We start from the raw sequence: 25,284 nt of genomic DNA on the forward strand, positions 1-25,284 counted from the left end.
CCATAGGTGAAGTTAGGCTAAAAGGGTGAACGATGTGATCTCGACTCTGATAGCCGGTGTCCTCGGTCTTGCCCTAGGAATCGTTGGCGTGATCGCTTTTCGAATTTCCCAACGCAGGACCGCTAGGCTGCCGCAGGTTGACGAGCCTGCACTCCCAGAAGGTGCAGCTGCCGTCTTGTCCGTCATTGGTCGCGCCTTCGTGATCTTGGACGACGTAGATGGCGTTGTGCGGGCCAATCCTGCCTCCTACGCCTATGGGCTGGTGCGCGGGCACACCCTCGTGCACAATGAGCTTCTGGCCTTGGTACGCCAGGTGCGTGCAGACGGCGTGATTGCCGAAAGCCAATATGAATTACAACGCTCCACGCTCGGCGCCGGTCAGCTGATCGTCCATGTGCGAGTGGCCCCACTGGGCGATGAATATATTTTGCTGCTGGCCGATGACCGCACCGAAATCACCCGCACTGAAGCCATGCGAAATGACTTTGTGGCTAACGTATCCCACGAACTGAAAACTCCGGTCGGAGCTATTTCCCTGCTTTCCGAAGCAATCTCCGAAGCAGCAGATGATCCGACCGCGGTGCTTCGATTCTCCACTCGGATGCACAAGGAATCACGCAGGCTTGCCGCGCTGGTCCAGGACATCATTGAGCTCTCCCGGCTTCAGGCCAGCGATGCAATTGTGCAGGGCAAGGAAGTGAACATCGACAGTGTGGTGGCCGAGGCCGTGGACCGCAGTCACCTATTGGCCGAAGAGAAGGGCATCGACATTACCGTCGGCGGCCATCTGAGCGAACCAATTCTTGGCGACCCGGACCTGCTGATGACCGCGGTGCGCAACTTGATCGACAACGCGATTCGCTACTCGCCAGAAAACACCAAAGTGGGCGTTGGTATCCGCCAGCGTGATGGCTACGCGCAGATCTCGGTCACCGACCAAGGCCCAGGCATTTCGGCCGAGGAACAAGAGCGAGTCTTCGAGCGCTTCTACCGCGTCGACTCGGCCCGCTCACGACAAACCGGCGGTACCGGCCTGGGGCTGAGCATCGTCAAGCACGTGCTGGCCAACCATGGCGGCGAAGTATCGCTGTGGTCGCAGCCCGGCCATGGCTCCACATTTACCCTTAGACTTCCCCTAGCGGATGAAGAACCGGCCAGATCTAATGCTCTTGCCGATGAGATGATGAAGGAACAAGCAGTCGAGGCTCGAACCTCAGACCGCAAAGGAGGACGACGATGACCCGCATATTGATCGTAGAGGATGAGGAATCGCTCTCTGACCCGCTGTCTTTCCTCTTGGAACGCGAAGGATTCGAAGTACGAATCGCTGATGACGGACTGGTCGCCGTCACTGAATTTGAACGCCACGGCGCCGATCTGGTGCTGCTGGATTTGATGTTGCCGGGCCAACCGGGCACCGAGGTGATTCGCCAGATTCGCCTGAACTCTCAGGTTCCGGTCATCATGCTCACCGCCAAGGATTCGGAAATCGACAAGGTGGTTGGCCTGGAGCTCGGCGCCGATGACTATGTCACCAAGCCATACTCATCGCGAGAATTACTCGCACGCATCCGTGCGGTACTTCGCCGTCAGGGCGAGGCCGAAGAACTGATCAGCAATGTGGTGACCGCTGGACCGGTGCGCATGGATGTGGAACGGCACATGGTCTCGGTGGATAACACCGAGGTATCGATGCCGCTCAAGGAATTTGAATTGCTAGAAATGCTCCTGCGCAATGCCGGGCGCGTGCTTACCCGTGGCCAGCTGATCGACCGCGTGTGGGGTAGCGACTACGTGGGGGATACCAAGACGTTGGATGTCCACGTGAAGCGTCTTCGTTCAAAGATCGAGCCAGATCCTGCCACGCCAGAGCATCTGGTGACGGTGCGAGGTTTGGGCTACAAGTTCGTGGTCTAGCACTGCTCACCCCGCGCGTAACCGCTTAAAGCGAAAGGGCCTCGGGAAAGAATCCATAGATTCTTTCCCGAGGCCCTTTATCGTTGGTGCTTAGTGCTCCGAGGTCGCGTGGCTCTCGGTTGCCTTCAGGTGTTCGGTTACCTTTGCATCGGAACCGCCTGGTACGAAGTCACGGTATTCGGCAAGGGTGCCGTCTACGACTGGGACGCTGAAGTCCACGGTGTCTCCGTTGGAAGTGAAGGTAGTCTCGGCATGCTCGCCGGCTTTGACACCAAGGCCAGAAATGACCTTCTGGTTAGCGTCATCTTCTAGCTTCAGGGACTTGTCGGTTGGAACCGAGATGGTCACTGGCGTAGCGCTAGCGGCTTTGACGGACAGGGTCAAAGCAGAATCGCTGTCGTTGACCACGGTGCCGATCAGGCGGGCTTTGCTGCCATCGCTGTTGGTAACGAACATCAGGTTACGAACCTGTGCTTTGGCGACGTCGACGTTGATGCCATCGCTGGCAGCGTAGTCGGTGTTGGTGGCCTGCTCGTTGATGGCGCCACAGCTGGTGACACCGAATGCCAGGGCAGCCACAGCGAGGGACGCGGCAATGCGACGTCCAGCGGTCATGCGTGCGGTGATCACGACACTAACTCCTCGGTGAGAATAATGAGTTGCTTCGGTTCATGGTCTACCGAATCGACTCCACCTAGGGTGAGGAGCAACTCGCGAAAAAGACCACGATTACCTCTAAGCCTAGCTGTTTTTCACACAAAGACGCGATTTAGCGACGTGCAACACACGCTTTTCGACAAGAAGTAGAGAACCAAGTTTGGGATAAGAGGTATGGAACTTCGATCGCCGTACTCTCTTCCTACCATGTTTCTCTTGCGAATGGAAGAGGTGATTCCCCGTGAATTCGCGGTTATATCGGGCACAAACGCAAGTTCGTCGAGAGCAAACATGTTAGACTAGTCAATGGGAAAGGGGTTTATCCACATGGTTTTTGAGGTTGGCGAGACTGTTGTCTACCCGCATCACGGCGCCGCAATGATCGAAGAGATCAAAATGCGCAAGATCAAGGGCGAAGAGAAAATGTATCTCAAGCTCAAGGTGGCTCAGGGTGACTTGACCATCGAAGTTCCAGCAGAGAACGTTGATCTTGTTGGCGTACGTGACGTGGTAGGTCAGGAAGGCTTGGACCATGTGTTCGATGTCCTTCGTGCTGAATTTACCGAAGAGCCGACCAACTGGTCGCGCCGCTACAAGGCAAATGTCGAGAAGCTAGCTTCCGGCGATGTCATCAAGGTTGCCGAGGTCGTTCGTGACCTATGGCGTCGAGAAAATGATCGTGGTCTGTCCGCTGGCGAAAAGCGCATGCTGGCTAAGGCTCGTCAGGTATTGATCAGCGAATTGGCTCTGGCCAAGGACCTGGATGAGACCAAGGCCGAAGGCCTGTTGGATGAGGTTTTGGCTTCGGCTTAAACAAAACTCCTACGCGCATCTTGCCGTGAAACGTTTAAACGTTTCACGGCTGTTGCCGTTAAAGCCCCAATGAAGCGCCGATCCACGCGATAAGCTGAGCGGTGTGAAGCAAACACCATCGCATCCTTCGAGCTTGATCTTGGTCGCAGCCGGCATGGGCACACGGCTAGGCGCCGGCATGCCAAAAGCACTGGTTCAAGTAGCCGGCAAATCTTTGGCGGAACATGCCATCGACCGGATCCTGCAAGTGGCGCAGATTAACGAAATCATCGTGGTTACCCCACCAGATGATCAGCGCATGCAATCAGCACTCGCGGGTTATGGAAGCAAACTTCGCACCGTGCCCGGGGGAGCAAGCCGAGCAGACTCGGTGCGCCGCGGCCTTCAACTGGTCAGCGATGAGGCAGCCACCATTCTTGTTCACGATGCCGCCCGAGCCTTCGCGCCGGTGGAACTGTATCAACGTGTGCTTCAAGCGCTGGAAGCGCCCGAGACAAAGGCCGTGATCCCTGCCTTGGCAGTGACCGACACAATCTCTGTTGTTGCCCAACAAGACGGTCATGGCCCCGAATTTATCGAGCAGACTCCCGCACGCTCCACCTTGCGCGCGGTGCAAACGCCCCAGGGATTTGACGCAGAGGTACTGCGCGCAGCTCATGCTCAACTTGATCACTACACCGAAGCCGAGCTGGAGAAAGTCACCGACGACGCTTCGATCGTGCGCGCTTACGGAACAACTGTTCAGGTGGTGGCCGGTGAACAACAGGCCCTGAAAGTCACGCACCCAGAAGATCTAGAAGTGGTCAGCAAACTGGTTACGCCAACAACGCCCGCACTTCACATTGCAAGGGAAGCCATGGATCTGCCACGTATCGGAAATGGTATCGATGTCCACGCGGTCAGCGATGACCCGTCCCGACCCATGTGGTTGGCGGGCCTGCACTTCCCAGATGACATTGGGCTCTCCGGTCACTCAGATGGGGACGCGGTAGCCCACGCAGCCTGCGATGCACTGTTCTCGGCAGCGGGAATCGGAGACTTAGGAACCCACTTTGGGGTGGATCGACCGGAATTTGCTGGGGCCAGTGGTGTGAGCCTGATTGCAGAAGCAGCCCGCTTGGTGCGCGAAGCAGGGTTTGAAATTGGCAACATTGCCGTGCAGTTTGTGGGGCGCCGACCACGCTTTGCAGCACGTCGTGAGGAAGCAAGCCAAGTGCTCAGCGCTGCGGTAGGAGCCCCGGTCAGCGTCATTGCAACCACCAGCGACGGCCTGGGTTACGAGGGTGAAGGCACCGGGTTGACCGCCTACGCCACCGCGCTGGTCTACCCCAGATAGGACGGCGCTGGGTCGGCTTGGTTGACGGGCCATATCACCGAGCGCATCACAAGTGAAATACAAAGGCTGCATCCATCGGATAACCTTAACGACGTGAGCCTGCGATTCTATGACACCAAAACAGCATCTGTACGTGACTTCCAGCCGTTAAACGACGGCGAAGTCAAGCTGTACTACTGTGGCGCCACCGTGCAAGGAATGCCGCACGTGGGCCATGTTCGTAGCGCTATCGTTTTTGATGTTTTGGTCCGCTGGCTTGAATACCGTGGCTTCGCAGTAACCACGGTGCGCAACGTGACCGACATCGACGACAAGATCTTGGAAAAATCGGCGAAGTCTTTTGCCGAGGATTTCCAGGCCGATGAGTACTACCAGCCGCGCGAAGAATGGTTCGCTCTGGCCTACCGCTTTGAACAAGAATTTGCCCGCGCGTACCAAGCGTTGGGTGTACGTCGTCCGACCTATGAGCCACGCGCCACCGGGCACATCACCGAAATGCACGAGCTGATCGCCACGTTGATCGAGCGCGGACATGCTTACCCGGCAACCGATGACTCCGGGGACGTCTATTTTGATGTGCGCTCCTTTGCCCCCTACGGTGCGCTGACTCGTCAGAACATCAACGACATGCAGGGCGCTACCGACGCGGACCCACGTGGCAAAAAGGATGCTCGCGACTTTGCCCTGTGGAAGGGCCATAAAGAGTCCGACCCAGCTACCGCATCCTGGCCAAGTCCATGGGGACGCGGTCGTCCCGGCTGGCACCTAGAGTGCTCGGCGATGGCCGGCAAGTACCTCGGTACCGAATTCGACATCCACGGTGGGGGATTGGATCTACGATTCCCGCACCATGAGAACGAGATGGCGCAGTCCAACGCGGCCGGTCACGGTTTTGCGAACTTCTGGATGCACAACGGCATGGTCACCTACGAGGGTGAAAAGATGTCCAAGTCGATCGGCAACACCATCTCGCCCGAAGAAATGCTGGCCCTGGCCGACGCCCGCGTGGTGCGCTACTTCCTTGGGCAAGCACAGTACCGTTCCATGCTGGACTACCGTCCGGATTCGCTGGCTGAAGCACGGGCCGCGGTGGAACGGATCAATACTTTCATGTCCAATGCACAGTATCGTTTGGGCGCTGGCGCCGATTCGATTCAGGCTACGCAAGTGCCAGCGGCCTTTGGCGCCGCAATGGATGATGACCTCAACGTTCCCATGGCATTAGCCGCACTGCACGAAGCGGTTCGTCAGGGCAACGCATCCCTAGAAGCCCACGACAATGCAGCGACCGAGCAAGCGCTCGGACAGGTGTTGGCCATGACCCAGGTTCTGGGCTTAGACGATGCAGGGAACACCAAAAACTCGCAGGCAAGCGCGGAGCACGAAGCATTGGATCAGTTGATCCAGTCGCAGCTGGCAGAACGTGCGCAGGCTCGCGCGGCCAAGGACTGGTCACGCTCGGACGCTATCCGTGACGCATTGGCCTCCGCTGGCATCATCGTTGCTGACTCAGCAGACGGTGCCCGCTGGACATTAGACAACTAGCCGTTTCAACGGCTGAACCAAAACTCAACTTTAAGGACAAACACCATGAGTAAAAAGGGCCCAACCAAGGGTAGTGGCGGCAAGGGACGCAGTTCCCTAGAGGGTCGCGGCCCAACTCCCAAGGCCGAAGACCGTCCGTACCACAAGGCGTACCGAAGCAAGCAGCTTGCTGAACGTTCGGCCGCTAAGCGCTCCACGGCCAAGCGCACCGACCGCATCAAGGTCAACGCAGAATTTGTCACCGGTCGAAACTCTGTTGTTGAAGCACTGCGCGCTGGCATCCCGGTCAAGGCACTGCACGTGGCGATCCGCATCGAGGTTGATGACCGCGTGCGCGAATCGCTCAAGCTTGCTGCAGCTCAGGGCATTCCCTTGATGGAAGCTTCAAAGCCAGAGCTTGATCGCATGACCGACGGCGCGATCCACCAGGGCATGGCCCTGCAGATCCCTGCCTACGAGTACAAGGACGCCGTTCAGTTGGCAACCAAAACCATCAAGGATTACGACCGTGGCTACACCACGTCGCAGCCACTGTTGCTGGCCTTGGATGGCATCACCGATCCACGTAACCTCGGTGCGATCGTTCGTTCGGCTTCGGCCTTCGGCGCCGACGGTGTCATCATTCCGGAACGCCGAAGTGTTGGCATGACTGCCTCCGCTTGGAAGACCAGTGCGGGTGCTGCAGTTCGCGTACCAGTAGCTAAGTGCACTAATTTGACCAGCGCACTGAAGGAAATCAAGGCCGCTGGTATCTTCGTGATCGGCCTTGACGCCGGCGGAGATATGGATCTGCCTAACTTCGAGTTAGCCACCGGCCCACTGTGCATCGTTGTTGGTTCTGAGGGGAAGGGTCTTTCACGACTGGTCCGCGAGAACTGCGACGCAATCGTTTCCATCCCGATCGATTCGGCCATGGAGTCGTTGAACGCTTCGATGGCCGTAGGCATCTCGCTTTACGAGGTCTCTCGCTTGCGCAAGGCACAAGCGAAGTAGCCTGCCACGATCCTCAATGGGTTGTCACTTGTCCTGGACAAGTGACAACCCATTTTGTGTAGGGTGACCCGCTTCATAACAACAAATTTCAGTTGTTTTTGAGCAGAGTTCACCTCGGAGAGCTCTAAAAGCGCGAAATATCGGCGTTTTTGGGTCCTAAATGGGTTGTACTGGCCGATTTTGCGCCGGGTGGGAATCCGTGTAGAGTCTTATCTCGCGCCGCTGATCCGGACGGGCCGAAAAGGTCTGAAAGAAACAGTGGGGTAAACAAGCTGGAAACGTCGAGTTGACTTTGGTTAGCGCGGTGGTAAGCTTGAAAAGTTGCTCCGGAGCGAAGCAGTCACTGAGAAATGGTGGTTGTGGTGTCGAGAGTGTTTGTTGTTTGAGAACTCAATAGTGTGCCAAGTTTGTTGATACCGAATATTTATTTTATTTGGTGAATACATAACATTTGCTTGAGGCATTGCACCCCCGTGTGATGTTCTTGAGTGTTTTTTATTCGCCAGGACTTCATTGGTTTCGCCCTTATTTTCCGAGGGGTTGCTGATGGCTTTTTATTTTTTTATGGAGAGTTTGATCCTGGCTCAGGATGAACGCTGGCGGCGTGCTTAACACATGCAAGTCGAACGATGACCCCGTGCTTGCACGGGTGATTAGTGGCGAACGGGTGAGTAACACGTGAGTAACCTGCCCCCGACTTTGGGATAAGCCCGGGAAACTGGGTCTAATACCGGATATGACTTCTTACCGCATGGTGGGTTGTTGAAAGATTTATCGGTGGGGGATGGACTCGCGGCCTATCAGCTTGTTGGTGAGGTAATGGCTCACCAAGGCGACGACGGGTAGCCGGCCTGAGAGGGTGACCGGCCACACTGGGACTGAGACACGGCCCAGACTCCTACGGGAGGCAGCAGTGGGGAATATTGCACAATGGGCGAAAGCCTGATGCAGCGACGCCGCGTGAGGGATGACGGCCTTCGGGTTGTAAACCTCTTTCAGTAGGGAAGAAGCGAAAGTGACGGTACCTGCAGAAGAAGCGCCGGCTAACTACGTGCCAGCAGCCGCGGTAATACGTAGGGCGCAAGCGTTATCCGGATTTATTGGGCGTAAAGAGCTCGTAGGCGGTTTGTCGCGTCTGCCGTGAAAGTCCGAGGCTCAACCTCGGATCTGCGGTGGGTACGGGCAGACTAGAGTGATGTAGGGGAGACTGGAATTCCTGGTGTAGCGGTGAAATGCGCAGATATCAGGAGGAACACCGATGGCGAAGGCAGGTCTCTGGGCATTTACTGACGCTGAGGAGCGAAAGCATGGGGAGCGAACAGGATTAGATACCCTGGTAGTCCATGCCGTAAACGTTGGGCACTAGGTGTGGGGGACATTCCACGTTTTCCGCGCCGTAGCTAACGCATTAAGTGCCCCGCCTGGGGAGTACGGCCGCAAGGCTAAAACTCAAAGGAATTGACGGGGGCCCGCACAAGCGGCGGAGCATGCGGATTAATTCGATGCAACGCGAAGAACCTTACCAAGGCTTGACATGTGCCAGACCGCCTCAGAGATGGGGTTTCCCTTCGGGGCTGGTTCACAGGTGGTGCATGGTTGTCGTCAGCTCGTGTCGTGAGATGTTGGGTTAAGTCCCGCAACGAGCGCAACCCTCGTTCCATGTTGCCAGCACGTAGTGGTGGGGACTCATGGGAGACTGCCGGGGTCAACTCGGAGGAAGGTGGGGATGACGTCAAATCATCATGCCCCTTATGTCTTGGGCTTCACGCATGCTACAATGGCCGGTACAATGGGTTGCGATACTGTGAGGTGGAGCTAATCCCTAAAAGCCGGTCTCAGTTCGGATTGGGGTCTGCAACTCGACCCCATGAAGTCGGAGTCGCTAGTAATCGCAGATCAGCAACGCTGCGGTGAATACGTTCCCGGGCCTTGTACACACCGCCCGTCAAGTCACGAAAGTTGGTAACACCCGAAGCCGATGGCCTAACCACCTTGTGTGGGGGGAGTCGTCGAAGGTGGGACTGGCGATTGGGACTAAGTCGTAACAAGGTAGCCGTACCGGAAGGTGCGGCTGGATCACCTCCTTTCTAAGGAGCTAACCATTATTATGGTTGCCCATGTCTGTGCACGAGTGTTGTACGGGTGGGTTGCTCATGGGTGGAATATCAATGAACTCAATACTGGAAAACGTGCGCACGCTGGTCCTCATTATGAGTGGTTGGGGTGTGTGTCGGGGTATTGGCTGTGGCTGTATGGTGTTGGTGCTTGCGAGTACGCATTGTTACTTCACATGAGTGAATCCGTCCTTTTGGGTGGGTTTGTTGGTGTGTGGTGGTGGTGTTGGAATGTGGGTGTTGATGGTGTGTGGTTTGTATGGTTTGGCATGCTGTTGGGTTTTGAGGCAACAAGCCTCCGTCCCTGGTGGATGATTTGATCAAGTGTTGTGGTGCTGGCCTTTTGGGGTTGGTGTTGTGATGGTTGGTTGATTGTCTTCTTGGGTGGCGGGGTTCTTGGTGTTTCGGTGTTTGTCCTGTGTTTGCTGCAGGCATGCTCGGTACGAGCAATAGTCCTTTTGGGTTGTTGTTGGTGGGTGTGTTTGTGGGGGTGTGGGGTTGTTGTTTGGGAACTGTATAGTGAACGCGAGCATCTTGCAGATGAGATGAGTCTTATGACCCTTTTTCCTTGGGTTGTAGGGTGTTTGAGTCTTGTCTGTGTGATTTTGTTAGATTGTTTTATTGCTCAATTCTGAGAACTTTGTTTTGTGTTGAAGTTTTTAAGGGCGCACGGTGGATGCCTTGGCATCAAGAGCCGATGAAGGACGTGGGAATCTGCGATAAGCCTGGTGGAGTCGATAACCGGACGTTGAGACCAGGATTTCCGAATGGGGGAACCCCGCACCATGTTATGTGGTGTGACCTGCAGCTGAATGTATAGGCTGTGTGGAGGGAACGCGGGGAAGTGAAACATCTCAGTACCCGCAGGAAGAGAAAACAATAGTGATTCCGTTAGTAGTGGCGAGCGAACGCGGATGGGGCTAAACCGGTTGGTGTGTGATAGCGGATAGGCGTTGCATCATCGGGGTTGTGGGGTTGACATGTACCAGCGCTATCTTGCTGGTGGGATGAGGTGCAGGCGTATAGGTGAATCGGTTGGAATGCCGGACCATAGAGGGTGATAGTCCCGTAGGTGTAATGCGTGTCTGCCGTTCTAGTGTTGATACCCGAGTAGCACGGGGCCCGTGAAACCTTGTGTGAATCTGCCAGGACCACCTGGTAAGCCTGAATACTACTTGATGACCGATAGTGAATCAGTACCGTGAGGGAATGGTGAAAAGTACCCCGGGAGGGGAGTGAAATAGTACCTGAAACCGTGCGCTTACAATCCGTTAGAGCCTGGGACTTGTTCCTGGGTGATGGCGTGCCTTTTGAAGAATGAGCCTGCGAGTTAGTGTTACGTCGCGAGGTTAACCCGTGTGGGGAAGCCGTAGCGAAAGCGAGTCTGAATAGGGCGTTTGAGTGGCGTGATCTAGACCCGAAGCGAAGTGATCTACCCATGGCCAGGTTGAAGCGCGTGTAAGAGCGTGTGGAGGACCGAACCCACTTCAGTTGAAAATGGAGGGGATGAGCTGTGGGTAGGGGTGAAAGGCCAATCAAACTTCGTGATAGCTGGTTCTCCCCGAAATGCATTTAGGTGCAGCGTTACGTGTTTCTTACCGGAGGTAGAGCTACTGGATAGCTAATGGGCCCTACAAGGTTACTGACGTTAGCCAAACTCCGAATGCCGGTAAGTGAGAGCGTAGCAGTGAGACTGTGGGGGATAAGCTTCATAGTCGAGAGGGAAACAGCCCAGAACGCCAACTAAGGCCCCTAAGCGTGTGCTAAGTGGGAAAGGATGTGGAGTTGCTTTGACAACCAGGAGGTTGGCTTAGAAGCAGCCACCCTTGAAAGAGTGCGTAATAGCTCACTGGTCAAGTGATTCCGCGCCGATAATGTAGCGGGGCTCAAGCACACCGCCGAAGTTGCGTCATTCAAATATTTGCTTGGTCTTCGGATTGGGCGTTTGGATGGGTAGGGGAGCGTCGTATAGCGGGTGAAGTCGCGGTGTAAACCAGCGGTGGACGCTATACGAGTGAGAATGCAGGCATGAGTAGCGAATGACGGGTGAGAAACCCGTCCGCCGAATGATCAAGGGTTCCAGGGTTAAGCTAATCTGCCCTGGGTTAGTCGGGGCCTAAGGCGAGGCCGACAGGCGTAGTCGATGGATAACGGGTTGATATTCCCGTACCGGCGAAGGACCGCCCATACTGAGCTGTTGATGCTAACCATGATGGATTCCAACTGTTGATGCCTTCGGGTGTTTTTGTTGGTTGATGTGGTGGGAACCGATGCAGTGAGGTCAGCGTATTAACAGGTGTGACGCAGGAAGGTAGCCGAGCCAGGCAATGGAATTGACCTGGTCCAAGGGTGTAGGACGAGTCGTAGGTAAATCCGCGGTTCATGATGTCTGAGACCTGATAGGCGCCCACTTTGGTGGGTGATTCGGTGATCCTATGCTGCCTAGAAAAGCATCGGCGCGAGGTCCTAGCCGCCCGTACCCCAAACCGACACAGGTGATCAGGTAGAGAATACTAAGGCGATCGAGAGAATCATGGTTAAGGAACTCGGCAAAATGCCCCCGTAACTTCGGAAGAAGGGGGGCCTGCCCCGTGATCAGCTCTTGCAGTTGTGAGCGGGTGTGGGCCGCAGAGACCAGGGGGAAGCGACTGTTTACTAAAAACACAGGTCCGTGCGAAGTCGCAAGACGATGTATACGGACTGACTCCTGCCCGGTGCTGGAAGGTTAAGAGGACCGGTTAGCAACTTGTTGCGAAGCTGAGAATTTAAGCCCCAGTAAACGGCGGTGGTAACTATAACCATCCTAAGGTAGCGAAATTCCTTGTCGGGTAAGTTCCGACCTGCACGAATGGAGTAACGACTTCCCCGCTGTCTCAACCATGAACTCGGCGAAATTGCAGTACGAGTAAAGATGCTCGTTACGCGCAGCAGGACGGAAAGACCCCGAGACCTTTACTATAGTTTGGTATTGGTGTTCGGTGCAGCTTGTGTAGGATAGGTGGGAGACTGTGAAGCTTGGACGCTAGTTCAGGTGGAGTCATCGTTGAAATACCACTCTGGCTGTACCGGTCACCTAACTTCGGACCATGATCTGGTTCAGGGACAGTGCCTGATGGGTAGTTTAACTGGGGCGGTTGCCTCCTAAAATGTAACGGAGGCGCCCAAAGGTTCCCTCAGCCTGGTTGGCAATCAGGTGTCGAGTGTAAGTGCACAAGGGAGCTTGACTGTGAGAGTGACAGCTCGAGCAGGGACGAAAGTCGGGACTAGTGATCCGGCGGCACCTCGTGGAAGGGCCGTCGCTCAACGGATAAAAGGTACCTCGGGGATAACAGGCTGATCTTGCCCAAGAGTCCATATCGACGGCATGGTTTGGCACCTCGATGTCGGCTCGTCGCATCCTGGGGCTGGAGTAGGTCCCAAGGGTTGGGCTGTTCGCCCATTAAAGCGGTACGCGAGCTGGGTTTAGAACGTCGTGAGACAGTTCGGTCCCTATCCGCTGCGCGCGTTGGAAATTTGAGAAGGGCTGTCCTTAGTACGAGAGGACCGGGACGGACTAACCTCTGGTGTGTCAGTTGTACTGCCAAGTGCATCGCTGATTAGCTACGTTGGGAAGGGATAACCGCTGAAAGCATCTAAGCGGGAAGCCTGCTTCGAGATGAGATTTCCATGCACCTTGAGTGTGTGAGGCCCCCAGCTAGACCACTGGGTTGATAGGCAGGATGTGGAAGCAAGGACTAAAGACTTGTGTAGCTGACCTGTACTAATAGGCCGATGACTTTCAACACACAATATATACAATAATGACTAATAAGATCATTGCTGTTCGCGTTCACTATGCGGTTACGAGACAACAACTCGACAACCGAAACTAAACATGAGACTTGACAAGTAGTTTTTGTCGCATCGTTTCATACAACACCAGAAAATTGGTTTGTGTGCTTCGTGATTGTTACGGCGGTCATAGCGTGGGGGAAACGCCCGGTCCCGTACCGAACCCGGAAGCTAAGGCCCACTGCGCCGATGGTACTGCACTCGTGAGGGTGTGGGAGAGTAGGTCACCGCCGGACTTAACTTAATAAAGATGAATGTTGGTTTGAGGCCCTAACCTTTTGGTTGGGGCCTCACCTGTTTAACCAGCAGAGCTGGTGGGTGGGGGTGAGCTGAAGCTCGACCCCCTTTTTCCTGTTTAACGACTAGATTGGGTTGCCTGCTACCGCAGTCGACCGAGGCTGAGGGGCCGGCAGGCTCAAGGAACCACAGGTCGATTGCAAATGGCGGCTAGTTGACCGGTGCCAGGAAGCAGACGACAGATTTTCCACTCGGTTCCATGAGTGCGCTGCGATTTGCTTTCATCGCGTACGTAACCAGAATGTATGTCTCAATGGATTGATGTCCTGCACTTTCGACAACGGCTAATGCTGACACGTCCAGTCACGAACTTAACGAGCAATTGTCTTTGGCCGTAGCCTCTGGGTAGGTTAGAAACCCCCACTGCTATGGAGACAATGATGTCTGATGTTCAAACGAAATTGATCGAGATGCTACAAACAGCGTTGCCTCCAGGCTTGGTAGTTCTGGACGATGCAGCGCTGCTTGAGAATTCAAGAGACTTCGGACAGCTAGCAGTACAACCAACATTGCCACTAGTCGTTGTTTTCCCTACGGAAGTTTCACACGTTCAGGATGTGATGCGTGTAGCGACAGAGTTGCGCGTTCCAGTCATCAGCCGTGGTGCTGGTACTGGTGTCTCGGGAGGCGTTCATGTTCGTGGGGATGCCATAATTCTGAACCTGGCTCGGATGAACAAGATTATCGAAGTCCGTCCCGACGATGAAGTGGCCATCGTTGAACCTGGTGTTGTCAACCATGAACTGAATTCTGCTGTTGAGCAGTTCGGACTGATGTATGCTCCAGATCCAGCGAGTTACAAGATGTCGACCTTAGGTGGCAACATTGCAACGAATGCTGGCGGTTTGCGGTGCGCTAAGTATGGGGTAACCCGAGACTCGGTTCTTTCCTTAGATATCGTGCTCTCAGACGGACGCCTGATTCGGGTAGGCAAGAATACTTTCAAAGGTGTAGCCGGATATGATCTAACGGCTCTATTTACTGGTTCCGAAGGAACCCTTGGAGTTGTAGTGCGGGCAGTTCTCAGATTGCGCTATCTTCCCGTGGATGAATGCGACATCTCGCTGCTCTTTACAACTCTCGAGGAGGCGGTTCATGGTGTCCAACTCATTGCACGCGCACGGATCCAGCCGGCGATTCTTGAACTGGTAGACAATTCGACTCTTCGAGTACTAGATGAGCAGTATTCAACTGACTATGCGAAGGCCGGCGGGGCGATGGTGCTCGCCCGGCTAGATGGCTACGGTGCTATCCGCGAGGAGGATGCGATCCGTAAGGTGTTCCACGGAAACAACGTCGAGTTGAGCCTTTCGGGTGCGGAGGCAGCTACCAAGCTAATTGAGATGCGTCGAACTAGTCGAGGCGATAATAAGGATGATGCCTACCGTACCGGCGAGGATGTCGCCATTCCAAAGAGCAAGATGGTCGAGTACGTGCACAGATTACAAGCCGTTGCACAGGCCGAACATGTAGATATGCGCATGATTTCTCATGTTGGTGATGGCAATCTGCACCCTACTTTTTCCGTAGACCCCGACGAGGGGGAAAATCCGTTGGAACGTCTTGAACGTGCAGTTGAGAGCTCCGTTCGAATTGCTCTCGAACTTGGCGGCACCATTACCGGTGAGCATGGCATCGGCTTGATCAAGAAAGACTGGCTTCCGTGGGAACAGTCTGCTGAGGTTATCCAGCTACAACGATCGATCAAGGCGCTGTTGGATCCATTGAATATTCTCAATCCAGGCAAGGGGATTTAGTCGCAGTCCTCGATCGAGAATTAGGAGTATATACACCTAGTTTGAACCGCTGAATTGATTATGTGTCCAGGATGCTCGAGGTGTAGAGTAAAAACGATCTTGATCACGGGATATGGCGCAGTTTGGTAGCGCGCGTCGTTCGGGACGACGAGGTCGCAGGTTTAAATCCTGTTATCCCGACTAAAGGCAAGATTGTGGGACCCAGTTCAGTTGAACTGGGTCCCACTGCTCTAGAACGGTGGATCGTCGAGCGAGTGAGCCGCGGATGAAACGGTGGCGCAGGGTAAGTGACAAGCCAACGAGCTGCAGATCACTCGAGGTTGACCCCCTCAGAATGTGCGTTCGTGGAAGTTTTTAGGTATAGTTATATCTCGTGCTAAGGCATTCGTTGTTGGCAGGTATTCCTGATCAACCAACGAAGACTAAAGCGCATTGGGATATGGTGTAATTGGCAACACAGCAGTTTCTGGTTCTGTCGTTCTAGGTTCGAGTCCTGGTATCCCAGCGCTTCACCAAAGCAATTTGGTGAGTTGAAGATGCGTCTTCAGCATACGGCCCCATCGTATAGCGGCCTAGTACTCCGCCCTCTCACGGCGGCAACACGGGTTCAAATCCCGTTGGGGTCACATATCAAATATCGCAGAGCAGATGCTCTGCGATATTTTTGTTTAAGCACTGACGGTTGAGGCATCGGTAACGGGGCCTATAGCCCGACCCAAGGGGGTTATGTGCCAAAAAGTGTGTACAGATGAAGCGCTGAAGTGGAATCATCGACGCCCTCCCCACCCTCTTTGCACTCCATTACCGTCATCCCAACTGAAGTGCCTGTCGTAAAGCACCGGCCCAATAGGCTCATCCTTGATGATCTTCGGCGACGGTTTCTCGGCCCAATGCCGCTGCTGCACGAATGACCACGGATCCTTCGGGGTTTCGACGTGTCGATACAAATACCAGCGCACGAGCGCTATCGAATGCTCCGGCGTCAGCCCTCGATGCAGTCGTAGCTGGTCCTTGATCCCTGCGTTGATACCGCCTTCGAGCGGGCTCGTGGTCCGAGGCAACACCTCGCCTTCTAATGCCAGGTCCAACCACTGAAAAAGTTGACCTTTCTTCAACAGGCTGTCGAAGAGTTTCTCGCCGCGACGCAGATTGATATGGGTGTACCACCATGTTTGATTTGGTCTGACGTACCAAGGCCGAGGCTCAGATTTTCCTTTGGCATAGGTTCGTTCTTTGAGCGTGACTGCGTGCATGGACTGCCACTGATAGAACTGCTCGGTCCAGTGCTCGGCTTGTTCCTTCGTCTCAACCTTCATCAATGCCCGGGTCAAAGTAAGTAGCTGCTGACCTGGGACTGTGCGCGGGTTCAGGGTGAGGTGTTTGATCATGGTTTGACGGATATGGAAGAAGCAACGCTGGATCTTCACCTCTGGCCAGAGTGCGGTGATCACGGATTCCAAGGCGCCGTTCCCGTCGATGACGGCAATTTGTGATGGTGTCATGCGTTGGAGCATGAGGGTCCACGAGGCGACCTTTTCACGGTTGCAGAATTGCCAGTCGATGATGTGTTTTCCGTTGAAAGCGGTCAGGGCGCAGTAGCCGTTGAAGTAGGTGCCATCGAGCATGAGGTATCGATGTTGTTCGCCGGTTTGTTCCAGATGTGGCTGGACTTGCCAGCACCATGCGGTGGTGCGGTGGAAGGTGCGCCGAGGGATTCCCAGTTCGGCGATGCTGTGCTTCCCGGTGGCCCAGTGGTAGAAGCCGGTGAATTGTGCTTTCGCGATGATATCGGGTCGGGAAACAGTGCTGGACGCGCCGCAGTTCTTGCACCGCCAGCGGGTGCGTCCAGCGCCTGTTTTCCCGTTCTTGACCAGCTTGTTTCCGCATACATCACAACGGGGTTGGTTTGCAATTGTTGCCACGGTACATGCTTTCAAAGCATGTGTTCGTGGTGTTATTCCTAGTGATTACATGTTTTGAGTGGTTTCTATACACACTTTTTGGCACTTAACCCACCCAAGGGCCAGATTGGGCGTCTGGCCCGGTAAATCAATGGAGCTACGCTGCCGGTGTAAGCCGTAGAACATGTGTTCGTCGTGTTATTCCTAGTGGTTACATGTTTTAGGTGCTTTCTGTACACCTTTTTGGCACTTAATCAGCCCTTTGGGAAATTGATCCCCACCGTATGGTGCCCCGGCAATGCAGCGCCGCATGAAGGCAACGATGTCGGACACTGATGTGTTTGGCGCTCGTATATAGGTGAAAGCAGACCGGTAGTTCCACCGCAGTCTAGTAGCGGCGAGATGTTTGTCCGGAGAAGCTGAATTTCCTGTGGAAGGCTAGAACGTCGCTAACGTTTATGGCTTGTATCGATGGCAGTGGCTGCCCCCAAGAGGAGCCTCCGTTCATCTTTGAAACGCGGAGGGCCTCGCTACGGGAAAGCTAATACTCTGAGGGGTTTCAGAATCGAAGATACATATCCTGCGTCTAGAGCTTCGCAGCAGAGTGGAAACTATTGCGCCAGATATAGGGTGAAGCGAAGAATGACGACCTTTGCTCCCCAGATTCGTTCTCCTCCCCAGATTCGTTCTCGCTGGCTGTTGCTGAAGAATCAGAATTGTAGATTCGTTGCCCCAGGGCTCTTGCCGTTGATAGCTTGCGCCGTAAGCCGTAAGCCGTAAGCCGTAAGCCGTAAGCCGTAAGCCGTAAGCCGTAAGCCGTAAGCCGTAAGCCGTAAGCCGTAAGCCGTAAGCCGTAAGCCGTAAGCCGTAAGCACTGAAGTGGATCCATACAGGAAAAGTCTGGCGCATAGTTGTCGAGACAGACATCCTGTCTCTGACTCGTTGTCGTGTAAGAACCCTTAGGCACGTGGCACTCTTTTTATGATTACGCTAAGTCGCTGCGCTAGAGAGTATGTGTTTCTCAAGCAGCGGTAAGTGACTCAAGATTGGCTTGACAGGATTTGCGGAACCAAGCAGCCAGTTTGTTGCAGTAGAGAATCTAACTTCAATGGAGTCCTGCTGTTCTAAGTCTGCTTCAACTTCGTTGGGGCAGACCCTCTTACCCAGAAGCACTTGTGGCGCCATGCTCGGGCCGTCGGGTCTATCGGATCGGGCCGCGCTAAGCCGGCGTTTTATGAGTATGGCTAGATCAGATATTCCAGCGGTCGGCCAACCGACAGGTACGCACGTTCTACTCGCTGGGAATTGAATTGATGTGTACGGACCGTAATGCCAGCAGCTGCTGAGACAAGTTGGCCACCGGTGAGCACCACTGTGTGTAGCCCAATTGTCGATGATGGAGCAGGAGCCAGTTGATCCTGATGTCCGCTAAAGAACCGCGCATGTCACTAAACGAGCACTGCGGCAACGAATTAACATCAACTTCTGCTTTTTAGGGATGCCCCTGGTTTGTAGTGAGAGACCATGAGCGAATGAAGCTTCAGCCGTGTTCGCTTTACGTCGACTGCTAGAGGCCGGCTAATAATGACGATCTTTGCGTGCAGTGGCACAAGCTGATGTAGGCACATTTTGCTTCGAAGAAGTATCAAGGGCGGGCAAGTTCGGGTGCGTCAGAAACGGGCAAGAACGGATGTAACCACAGTCACCTTAAAACAAGCCATCCGATTTGTAACCTCTCGGATTCCCGTGTATAGTTTTTATTTGTCGCCGCAACGAGGTCAGCTTCAAAGCTGGTACCGATTCGGGCGACAATCACTCAGAAAAAGCTCAAGTATTTTTGAGCGTCTAATTTCTGAAAAATATAACGCTGGACGATAACATAATCCAATTATGGATTTATGGAGAACCGGTAAGTGTTTGTTGTTTGAGAACTCAATAGTGTGCCAAGTTTGTTGATACCGAATATTTATTTTATTTGGTGAATACATAACATTTGCTTGAGGCATTGCACCCCCGTGTGATGTTCTTGAGTGTTTTTTATTCGCCAGGACTTCATTGGTTTCGCCCTTATTTTCCGAGGGGTTGCTGATGGCTTTTTATTTTTTTATGGAGAGTTTGATCCTGGCTCAGGATGAACGCTGGCGGCGTGCTTAACACATGCAAGTCGAACGATGACCCCGTGCTTGCACGGGTGATTAGTGGCGAACGGGTGAGTAACACGTGAGTAACCTGCCCCCGACTTTGGGATAAGCCCGGGAAACTGGGTCTAATACCGGATATGACTTCTTACCGCATGGTGGGTTGTTGAAAGATTTATCGGTGGGGGATGGACTCGCGGCCTATCAGCTTGTTGGTGAGGTAATGGCTCACCAAGGCGACGACGGGTAGCCGGCCTGAGAGGGTGACCGGCCACACTGGGACTGAGACACGGCCCAGACTCCTACGGGAGGCAGCAGTGGGGAATATTGCACAATGGGCGAAAGCCTGATGCAGCGACGCCGCGTGAGGGATGACGGCCTTCGGGTTGTAAACCTCTTTCAGTAGGGAAGAAGCGAAAGTGACGGTACCTGCAGAAGAAGCGCCGGCTAACTACGTGCCAGCAGCCGCGGTAATACGTAGGGCGCAAGCGTTATCCGGATTTATTGGGCGTAAAGAGCTCGTAGGCGGTTTGTCGCGTCTGCCGTGAAAGTCCGAGGCTCAACCTCGGATCTGCGGTGGGTACGGGCAGACTAGAGTGATGTAGGGGAGACTGGAATTCCTGGTGTAGCGGTGAAATGCGCAGATATCAGGAGGAACACCGATGGCGAAGGCAGGTCTCTGGGCATTTACTGACGCTGAGGAGCGAAAGCATGGGGAGCGAACAGGATTAGATACCCTGGTAGTCCATGCCGTAAACGTTGGGCACTAGGTGTGGGGGACATTCCACGTTTTCCGCGCCGTAGCTAACGCATTAAGTGCCCCGCCTGGGGAGTACGGCCGCAAGGCTAAAACTCAAAGGAATTGACGGGGGCCCGCACAAGCGGCGGAGCATGCGGATTAATTCGATGCAACGCGAAGAACCTTACCAAGGCTTGACATGTGCCAGACCGCCTCAGAGATGGGGTTTCCCTTCGGGGCTGGTTCACAGGTGGTGCATGGTTGTCGTCAGCTCGTGTCGTGAGATGTTGGGTTAAGTCCCGCAACGAGCGCAACCCTCGTTCCATGTTGCCAGCACGTAGTGGTGGGGACTCATGGGAGACTGCCGGGGTCAACTCGGAGGAAGGTGGGGATGACGTCAAATCATCATGCCCCTTATGTCTTGGGCTTCACGCATGCTACAATGGCCGGTACAATGGGTTGCGATACTGTGAGGTGGAGCTAATCCCTAAAAGCCGGTCTCAGTTCGGATTGGGGTCTGCAACTCGACCCCATGAAGTCGGAGTCGCTAGTAATCGCAGATCAGCAACGCTGCGGTGAATACGTTCCCGGGCCTTGTACACACCGCCCGTCAAGTCACGAAAGTTGGTAACACCCGAAGCCGATGGCCTAACCACCTTGTGTGGGGGGAGTCGTCGAAGGTGGGACTGGCGATTGGGACTAAGTCGTAACAAGGTAGCCGTACCGGAAGGTGCGGCTGGATCACCTCCTTTCTAAGGAGCTAACCATTATTATGGTTGCCCATGTCTGTGCACGAGTGTTGTACGGGTGGGTTGCTCATGGGTGGAATATCAATGAACTCAATACTGGAAAACGTGCGCACGCTGGTCCTCATTATGAGTGGTTGGGGTGTGTGTCGGGGTATTGGCTGTGGCTGTATGGTGTTGGTGCTTGCGAGTACGCATTGTTACTTCACATGAGTGAATCCGTCCTTTTGGGTGGGTTTGTTGGTGTGTGGTGGTGGTGTTGGAATGTGGGTGTTGATGGTGTGTGGTTTGTATGGTTTGGCATGCTGTTGGGTTTTGAGGCAACAAGCCTCCGTCCCTGGTGGATGATTTGATCAAGTGTTGTGGTGCTGGCCTTTTGGGGTTGGTGTTGTGATGGTTGGTTGATTGTCTTCTTGGGTGGCGGGGTTCTTGGTGTTTCGGTGTTTGTCCTGTGTTTGCTGCAGGCATGCTCGGTACGAGCAATAGTCCTTTTGGGTTGTTGTTGGTGGGTGTGTTTGTGGGGGTGTGGGGTTGTTGTTTGGGAACTGTATAGTGAACGCGAGCATCTTGCAGATGAGATGAGTCTTATGACCCTTTTTCCTTGGGTTGTAGGGTGTTTGAGTCTTGTCTGTGTGATTTTGTTAGATTGTTTTATTGCTCAATTCTGAGAACTTTGTTTTGTGTTGAAGTTTTTAAGGGCGCACGGTGGATGCCTTGGCATCAAGAGCCGATGAAGGACGTGGGAATCTGCGATAAGCCTGGTGGAGTCGATAACCGGACGTTGAGACCAGGATTTCCGAATGGGGGAACCCCGCACCATGTTATGTGGTGTGACCTGCAGCTGAATGTATAGGCTGTGTGGAGGGAACGCGGGGAAGTGAAACATCTCAGTACCCGCAGGAAGAGAAAACAATAGTGATTCCGTTAGTAGTGGCGAGCGAACGCGGATGGGGCTAAACCGGTTGGTGTGTGATAGCGGATAGGCGTTGCATCATCGGGGTTGTGGGGTTGACATGTACCAGCGCTATCTTGCTGGTGGGATGAGGTGCAGGCGTATAGGTGAATCGGTTGGAATGCCGGACCATAGAGGGTGATAGTCCCGTAGGTGTAATGCGTGTCTGCCGTTCTAGTGTTGATACCCGAGTAGCACGGGGCCCGTGAAACCTTGTGTGAATCTGCCAGGACCACCTGGTAAGCCTGAATACTACTTGATGACCGATAGTGAATCAGTACCGTGAGGGAATGGTGAAAAGTACCCCGGGAGGGGAGTGAAATAGTACCTGAAACCGTGCGCTTACAATCCGTTAGAGCCTGGGACTTGTTCCTGGGTGATGGCGTGCCTTTTGAAGAATGAGCCTGCGAGTTAGTGTTACGTCGCGAGGTTAACCCGTGTGGGGAAGCCGTAGCGAAAGCGAGTCTGAATAGGGCGTTTGAGTGGCGTGATCTAGACCCGAAGCGAAGTGATCTACCCATGGCCAGGTTGAAGCGCGTGTAAGAGCGTGTGGAGGACCGAACCCACTTCAGTTGAAAATGGAGGGGATGAGCTGTGGGTAGGGGTGAAAGGCCAATCAAACTTCGTGATAGCTGGTTCTCCCCGAAATGCATTTAGGTGCAGCGTTACGTGTTTCTTACCGGAGGTAGAGCTACTGGATAGCTAATGGGCCCTACAAGGTTACTGACGTTAGCCAAACTCCGAATGCCGGTAAGTGAGAGCGTAGCAGTGAGACTGTGGGGGATAAGCTTCATAGTCGAGAGGGAAACAGCCCAGAACGCCAACTAAGGCCCCTAAGCGTGTGCTAAGTGGGAAAGGATGTGGAGTTGCTTTGACAACCAGGAGGTTGGCTTAGAAGCAGCCACCCTTGAAAGAGTGCGTAATAGCTCACTGGTCAAGTGATTCCGCGCCGATAATGTAGCGGGGCTCAAGCACACCGCCGAAGTTGCGTCATTCAAATATTTGCTTGGTCTTCGGATTGGGCGTTTGGATGGGTAGGGGAGCGTCGTATAGCGGGTGAAGTCGCGGTGTAAACCAGCGGTGGACGCTATACGAGTGAGAATGCAGGCATGAGTAGCGAATGACGGGTGAGAAACCCGTCCGCCGAATGATCAAGGGTTCCAGGGTTAAGCTAATCTGCCCTGGGTTAGTCGGGGCCTAAGGCGAGGCCGACAGGCGTAGTCGATGGATAACGGGTTGATATTCCCGTACCGGCGAAGGACCGCCCATACTGAGCTGTTGATGCTAACCATGATGGATTCCAACTGTTGATGCCTTCGGGTGTTTTTGTTGGTTGATGTGGTGGGAACCGATGCAGTGAGGTCAGCGTATTAACAGGTGTGACGCAGGAAGGTAGCCGAGCCAGGCAATGGAATTGACCTGGTCCAAGGGTGTAGGACGAGTCGTAGGTAAATCCGCGGTTCATGATGTCTGAGACCTGATAGGCGCCCACTTTGGTGGGTGATTCGGTGATCCTATGCTGCCTAGAAAAGCATCGGCGCGAGGTCCTAGCCGCCCGTACCCCAAACCGACACAGGTGATCAGGTAGAGAATACTAAGGCGATCGAGAGAATCATGGTTAAGGAACTCGGCAAAATGCCCCCGTAACTTCGGAAGAAGGGGGGCCTGCCCCGTGATCAGCTCTTGCAGTTGTGAGCGGGTGTGGGCCGCAGAGACCAGGGGGAAGCGACTGTTTACTAAAAACACAGGTCCGTGCGAAGTCGCAAGACGATGTATACGGACTGACTCCTGCCCGGTGCTGGAAGGTTAAGAGGACCGGTTAGCAACTTGTTGCGAAGCTGAGAATTTAAGCCCCAGTAAACGGCGGTGGTAACTATAACCATCCTAAGGTAGCGAAATTCCTTGTCGGGTAAGTTCCGACCTGCACGAATGGAGTAACGACTTCCCCGCTGTCTCAACCATGAACTCGGCGAAATTGCAGTACGAGTAAAGATGCTCGTTACGCGCAGCAGGACGGAAAGACCCCGAGACCTTTACTATAGTTTGGTATTGGTGTTCGGTGCAGCTTGTGTAGGATAGGTGGGAGACTGTGAAGCTTGGACGCTAGTTCAGGTGGAGTCATCGTTGAAATACCACTCTGGCTGTACCGGTCACCTAACTTCGGACCATGATCTGGTTCAGGGACAGTGCCTGATGGGTAGTTTAACTGGGGCGGTTGCCTCCTAAAATGTAACGGAGGCGCCCAAAGGTTCCCTCAGCCTGGTTGGCAATCAGGTGTCGAGTGTAAGTGCACAAGGGAGCTTGACTGTGAGAGTGACAGCTCGAGCAGGGACGAAAGTCGGGACTAGTGATCCGGCGGCACCTCGTGGAAGGGCCGTCGCTCAACGGATAAAAGGTACCTCGGGGATAACAGGCTGATCTTGCCCAAGAGTCCATATCGACGGCATGGTTTGGCACCTCGATGTCGGCTCGTCGCATCCTGGGGCTGGAGTAGGTCCCAAGGGTTGGGCTGTTCGCCCATTAAAGCGGTACGCGAGCTGGGTTTAGAACGTCGTGAGACAGTTCGGTCCCTATCCGCTGCGCGCGTTGGAAATTTGAGAAGGGCTGTCCTTAGTACGAGAGGACCGGGACGGACTAACCTCTGGTGTGTCAGTTGTACTGCCAAGTGCATCGCTGATTAGCTACGTTGGGAAGGGATAACCGCTGAAAGCATCTAAGCGGGAAGCCTGCTTCGAGATGAGATTTCCATGCACCTTGAGTGTGTGAGGCCCCCAGCTAGACCACTGGGTTGATAGGCAGGATGTGGAAGCAAGGACTAAAGACTTGTGTAGCTGACCTGTACTAATAGGCCGATGACTTTCAACACACAATATATACAATAATGACTAATAAGATCATTGCTGTTCGCGTTCACTATGCGGTTACGAGACAACAACTCGACAACCGAAACTAAACATGAGACTTGACAAGTAGTTTTTGTCGCACTGTTTCATACAACACCAGAAAATTGGTTTGTGTGCTTCGTGATTGTTACGGCGGTCATAGCGTGGGGGAAACGCCCGGTCCCATACCGAACCCGGAAGCTAAGGCCCACTGCGCCGATGGTACTGCACTCGTGAGGGTGTGGGAGAGTAGGTCACCGCCGGACTTAACTTAATAAAGATGAATGTTGGTTTGAGGCCCTAACCTTTTGGTTGGGGCCTCACCTGTTTAACCAGCAGAGCTGGTGGGTGGGGGTGAGCTGAAGCTCGACCCCCTTTTTCCTGTTTAACGACTAGATTGGGTTGCCTGCTACCGCAGTCGACCGAGGCTGAGGGGCATGCACCCACTGCAGACCAGGACGACACAGGCAGCAGGTGGGTATCGTCCCTGTTGCGATCTATCCTCTGCTGGGATCCATGCAGGCAGGCTGTACACGAGCAGAGATGTTGGATGCACCCACATGTCAGGACCTTGCTGGTTTCTGCGCACGAGGCTGGCCGGTACTGCGCACAGTACTTAGCTAAATCAGCCCTTCGGTAGAGTCGACTTCTTCTCTAAGAGCAATC

General features: G+C 54.2%; 9 protein-coding genes, 3 tRNA genes and 6 rRNA genes. 16 read left to right on the forward strand and 2 right to left on the reverse strand.

Annotation, left to right across the window (positions count from 1 at the left end; translation table 11 throughout):
- The first annotated feature begins 25 nt into the window (after positions 1-25).
- Positions 26-1,240: a sensor histidine kinase gene (locus ACT3RW_RS02620; protein WP_396268099.1), complete on the forward strand. Its 1,215-nt coding sequence runs from the start codon at positions 26-28 to the stop codon at positions 1,238-1,240.
- Positions 1,237-1,917, forward strand: coding sequence for a response regulator transcription factor (locus ACT3RW_RS02625; RefSeq protein ID WP_131090393.1), 681 nt, complete (start codon positions 1,237-1,239; stop codon positions 1,915-1,917). The genes ACT3RW_RS02620 and ACT3RW_RS02625 overlap by 4 nt, the downstream gene beginning before the upstream one ends.
- Positions 1,918-2,007: 90 nt before the next feature.
- Here ACT3RW_RS02625 and ACT3RW_RS02630 read toward each other — a convergent pair whose 3' ends face one another.
- The gene (locus ACT3RW_RS02630; RefSeq protein ID WP_131090392.1) at positions 2,008-2,547 is read right to left on the reverse strand and encodes a DNA modification methylase; all 540 of its coding nucleotides are present in this window, start codon (positions 2,545-2,547) and stop codon (positions 2,008-2,010) included.
- Positions 2,548-2,901: 354 nt separating this feature from the next.
- Between ACT3RW_RS02630 and ACT3RW_RS02635 the strand changes: the two genes are divergently transcribed.
- The 11 genes from ACT3RW_RS02635 (at position 2,902) to ACT3RW_RS02685 (ending at position 15,886) form a co-directional block, all read left to right on the forward strand.
- A complete protein-coding gene (locus tag ACT3RW_RS02635) occupies positions 2,902-3,387 on the forward strand; it encodes a CarD family transcriptional regulator (RefSeq protein WP_022877089.1) in 486 nt (161 codons plus the stop codon).
- A gap of 103 nt (positions 3,388-3,490) precedes the next feature.
- Positions 3,491-4,723 (forward strand): 2-C-methyl-D-erythritol 4-phosphate cytidylyltransferase, encoded by a 1,233-nt coding sequence (gene ispD / locus ACT3RW_RS02640; protein ID WP_444612727.1) that lies wholly within the window; start codon positions 3,491-3,493, stop codon positions 4,721-4,723.
- Between the two features lie 93 nt (positions 4,724-4,816).
- Entirely contained in the window at positions 4,817-6,268 is a 1,452-nt protein-coding gene (gene cysS, locus ACT3RW_RS02645; RefSeq protein WP_444612728.1) for a cysteine--tRNA ligase, read from the forward strand.
- Between the two features lie 45 nt (positions 6,269-6,313).
- Entirely contained in the window at positions 6,314-7,261 is a 948-nt protein-coding gene (gene rlmB, locus ACT3RW_RS02650; protein WP_131090389.1) for a 23S rRNA (guanosine(2251)-2'-O)-methyltransferase RlmB, read from the forward strand.
- A 561-nt stretch (positions 7,262-7,822) separates the two neighbouring features.
- Positions 7,823-9,348: ribosomal RNA gene (locus ACT3RW_RS02655) — 16S ribosomal RNA — on the forward strand.
- Positions 9,349-10,024: 676 nt separating this feature from the next.
- Positions 10,025-13,160, forward strand: a 23S ribosomal RNA gene (locus tag ACT3RW_RS02660).
- Positions 13,161-13,325: 165 nt separating this feature from the next.
- Positions 13,326-13,442, forward strand: a 5S ribosomal RNA gene (gene rrf, locus ACT3RW_RS02665).
- Together the 16S, 23S and 5S rRNA genes form the textbook arrangement of a ribosomal RNA operon.
- Positions 13,443-13,883: 441 nt before the next feature.
- On the forward strand, positions 13,884-15,260 hold the full coding sequence (locus tag ACT3RW_RS02670) for an FAD-binding oxidoreductase (protein ID WP_444612729.1): 1,377 nt from the start codon (positions 13,884-13,886) through the stop codon (positions 15,258-15,260).
- Positions 15,261-15,366: 106 nt separating this feature from the next.
- Positions 15,367-15,440: transfer RNA gene (locus ACT3RW_RS02675), tRNA-Pro, on the forward strand.
- A gap of 253 nt (positions 15,441-15,693) precedes the next feature.
- Positions 15,694-15,765, forward strand: a tRNA-Gln gene (locus ACT3RW_RS02680).
- 48 nt (positions 15,766-15,813) lie between these two features.
- Positions 15,814-15,886 (forward strand) — tRNA-Glu (locus ACT3RW_RS02685).
- Positions 15,887-16,027: 141 nt separating this feature from the next.
- Here ACT3RW_RS02685 and ACT3RW_RS02690 read toward each other — a convergent pair.
- Entirely contained in the window at positions 16,028-17,182 is a 1,155-nt protein-coding gene (locus tag ACT3RW_RS02690; RefSeq protein WP_444612730.1) for an IS1249 family transposase, read from the reverse strand.
- A gap of 2,082 nt (positions 17,183-19,264) precedes the next feature.
- Here ACT3RW_RS02690 and ACT3RW_RS02695 point away from each other — a divergent pair.
- The 3 genes from ACT3RW_RS02695 (at position 19,265) to rrf (ACT3RW_RS02705) (ending at position 24,884) form a co-directional block, all read left to right on the forward strand.
- A 16S ribosomal RNA gene (locus ACT3RW_RS02695) occupies positions 19,265-20,790 on the forward strand.
- Between the two features lie 676 nt (positions 20,791-21,466).
- Positions 21,467-24,602: ribosomal RNA gene (locus ACT3RW_RS02700) — 23S ribosomal RNA — on the forward strand.
- A gap of 165 nt (positions 24,603-24,767) precedes the next feature.
- Positions 24,768-24,884: ribosomal RNA gene (gene rrf / locus ACT3RW_RS02705) — 5S ribosomal RNA — on the forward strand.
- The last annotated feature ends 400 nt before the right edge of the window (positions 24,885-25,284 follow it).

Origin of the sequence: Glutamicibacter sp. AOP5-A2-18 (genome assembly GCF_052446055.1) — a bacterium.
Taxonomy (GTDB): domain Bacteria; phylum Actinomycetota; class Actinomycetes; order Actinomycetales; family Micrococcaceae; genus Glutamicibacter.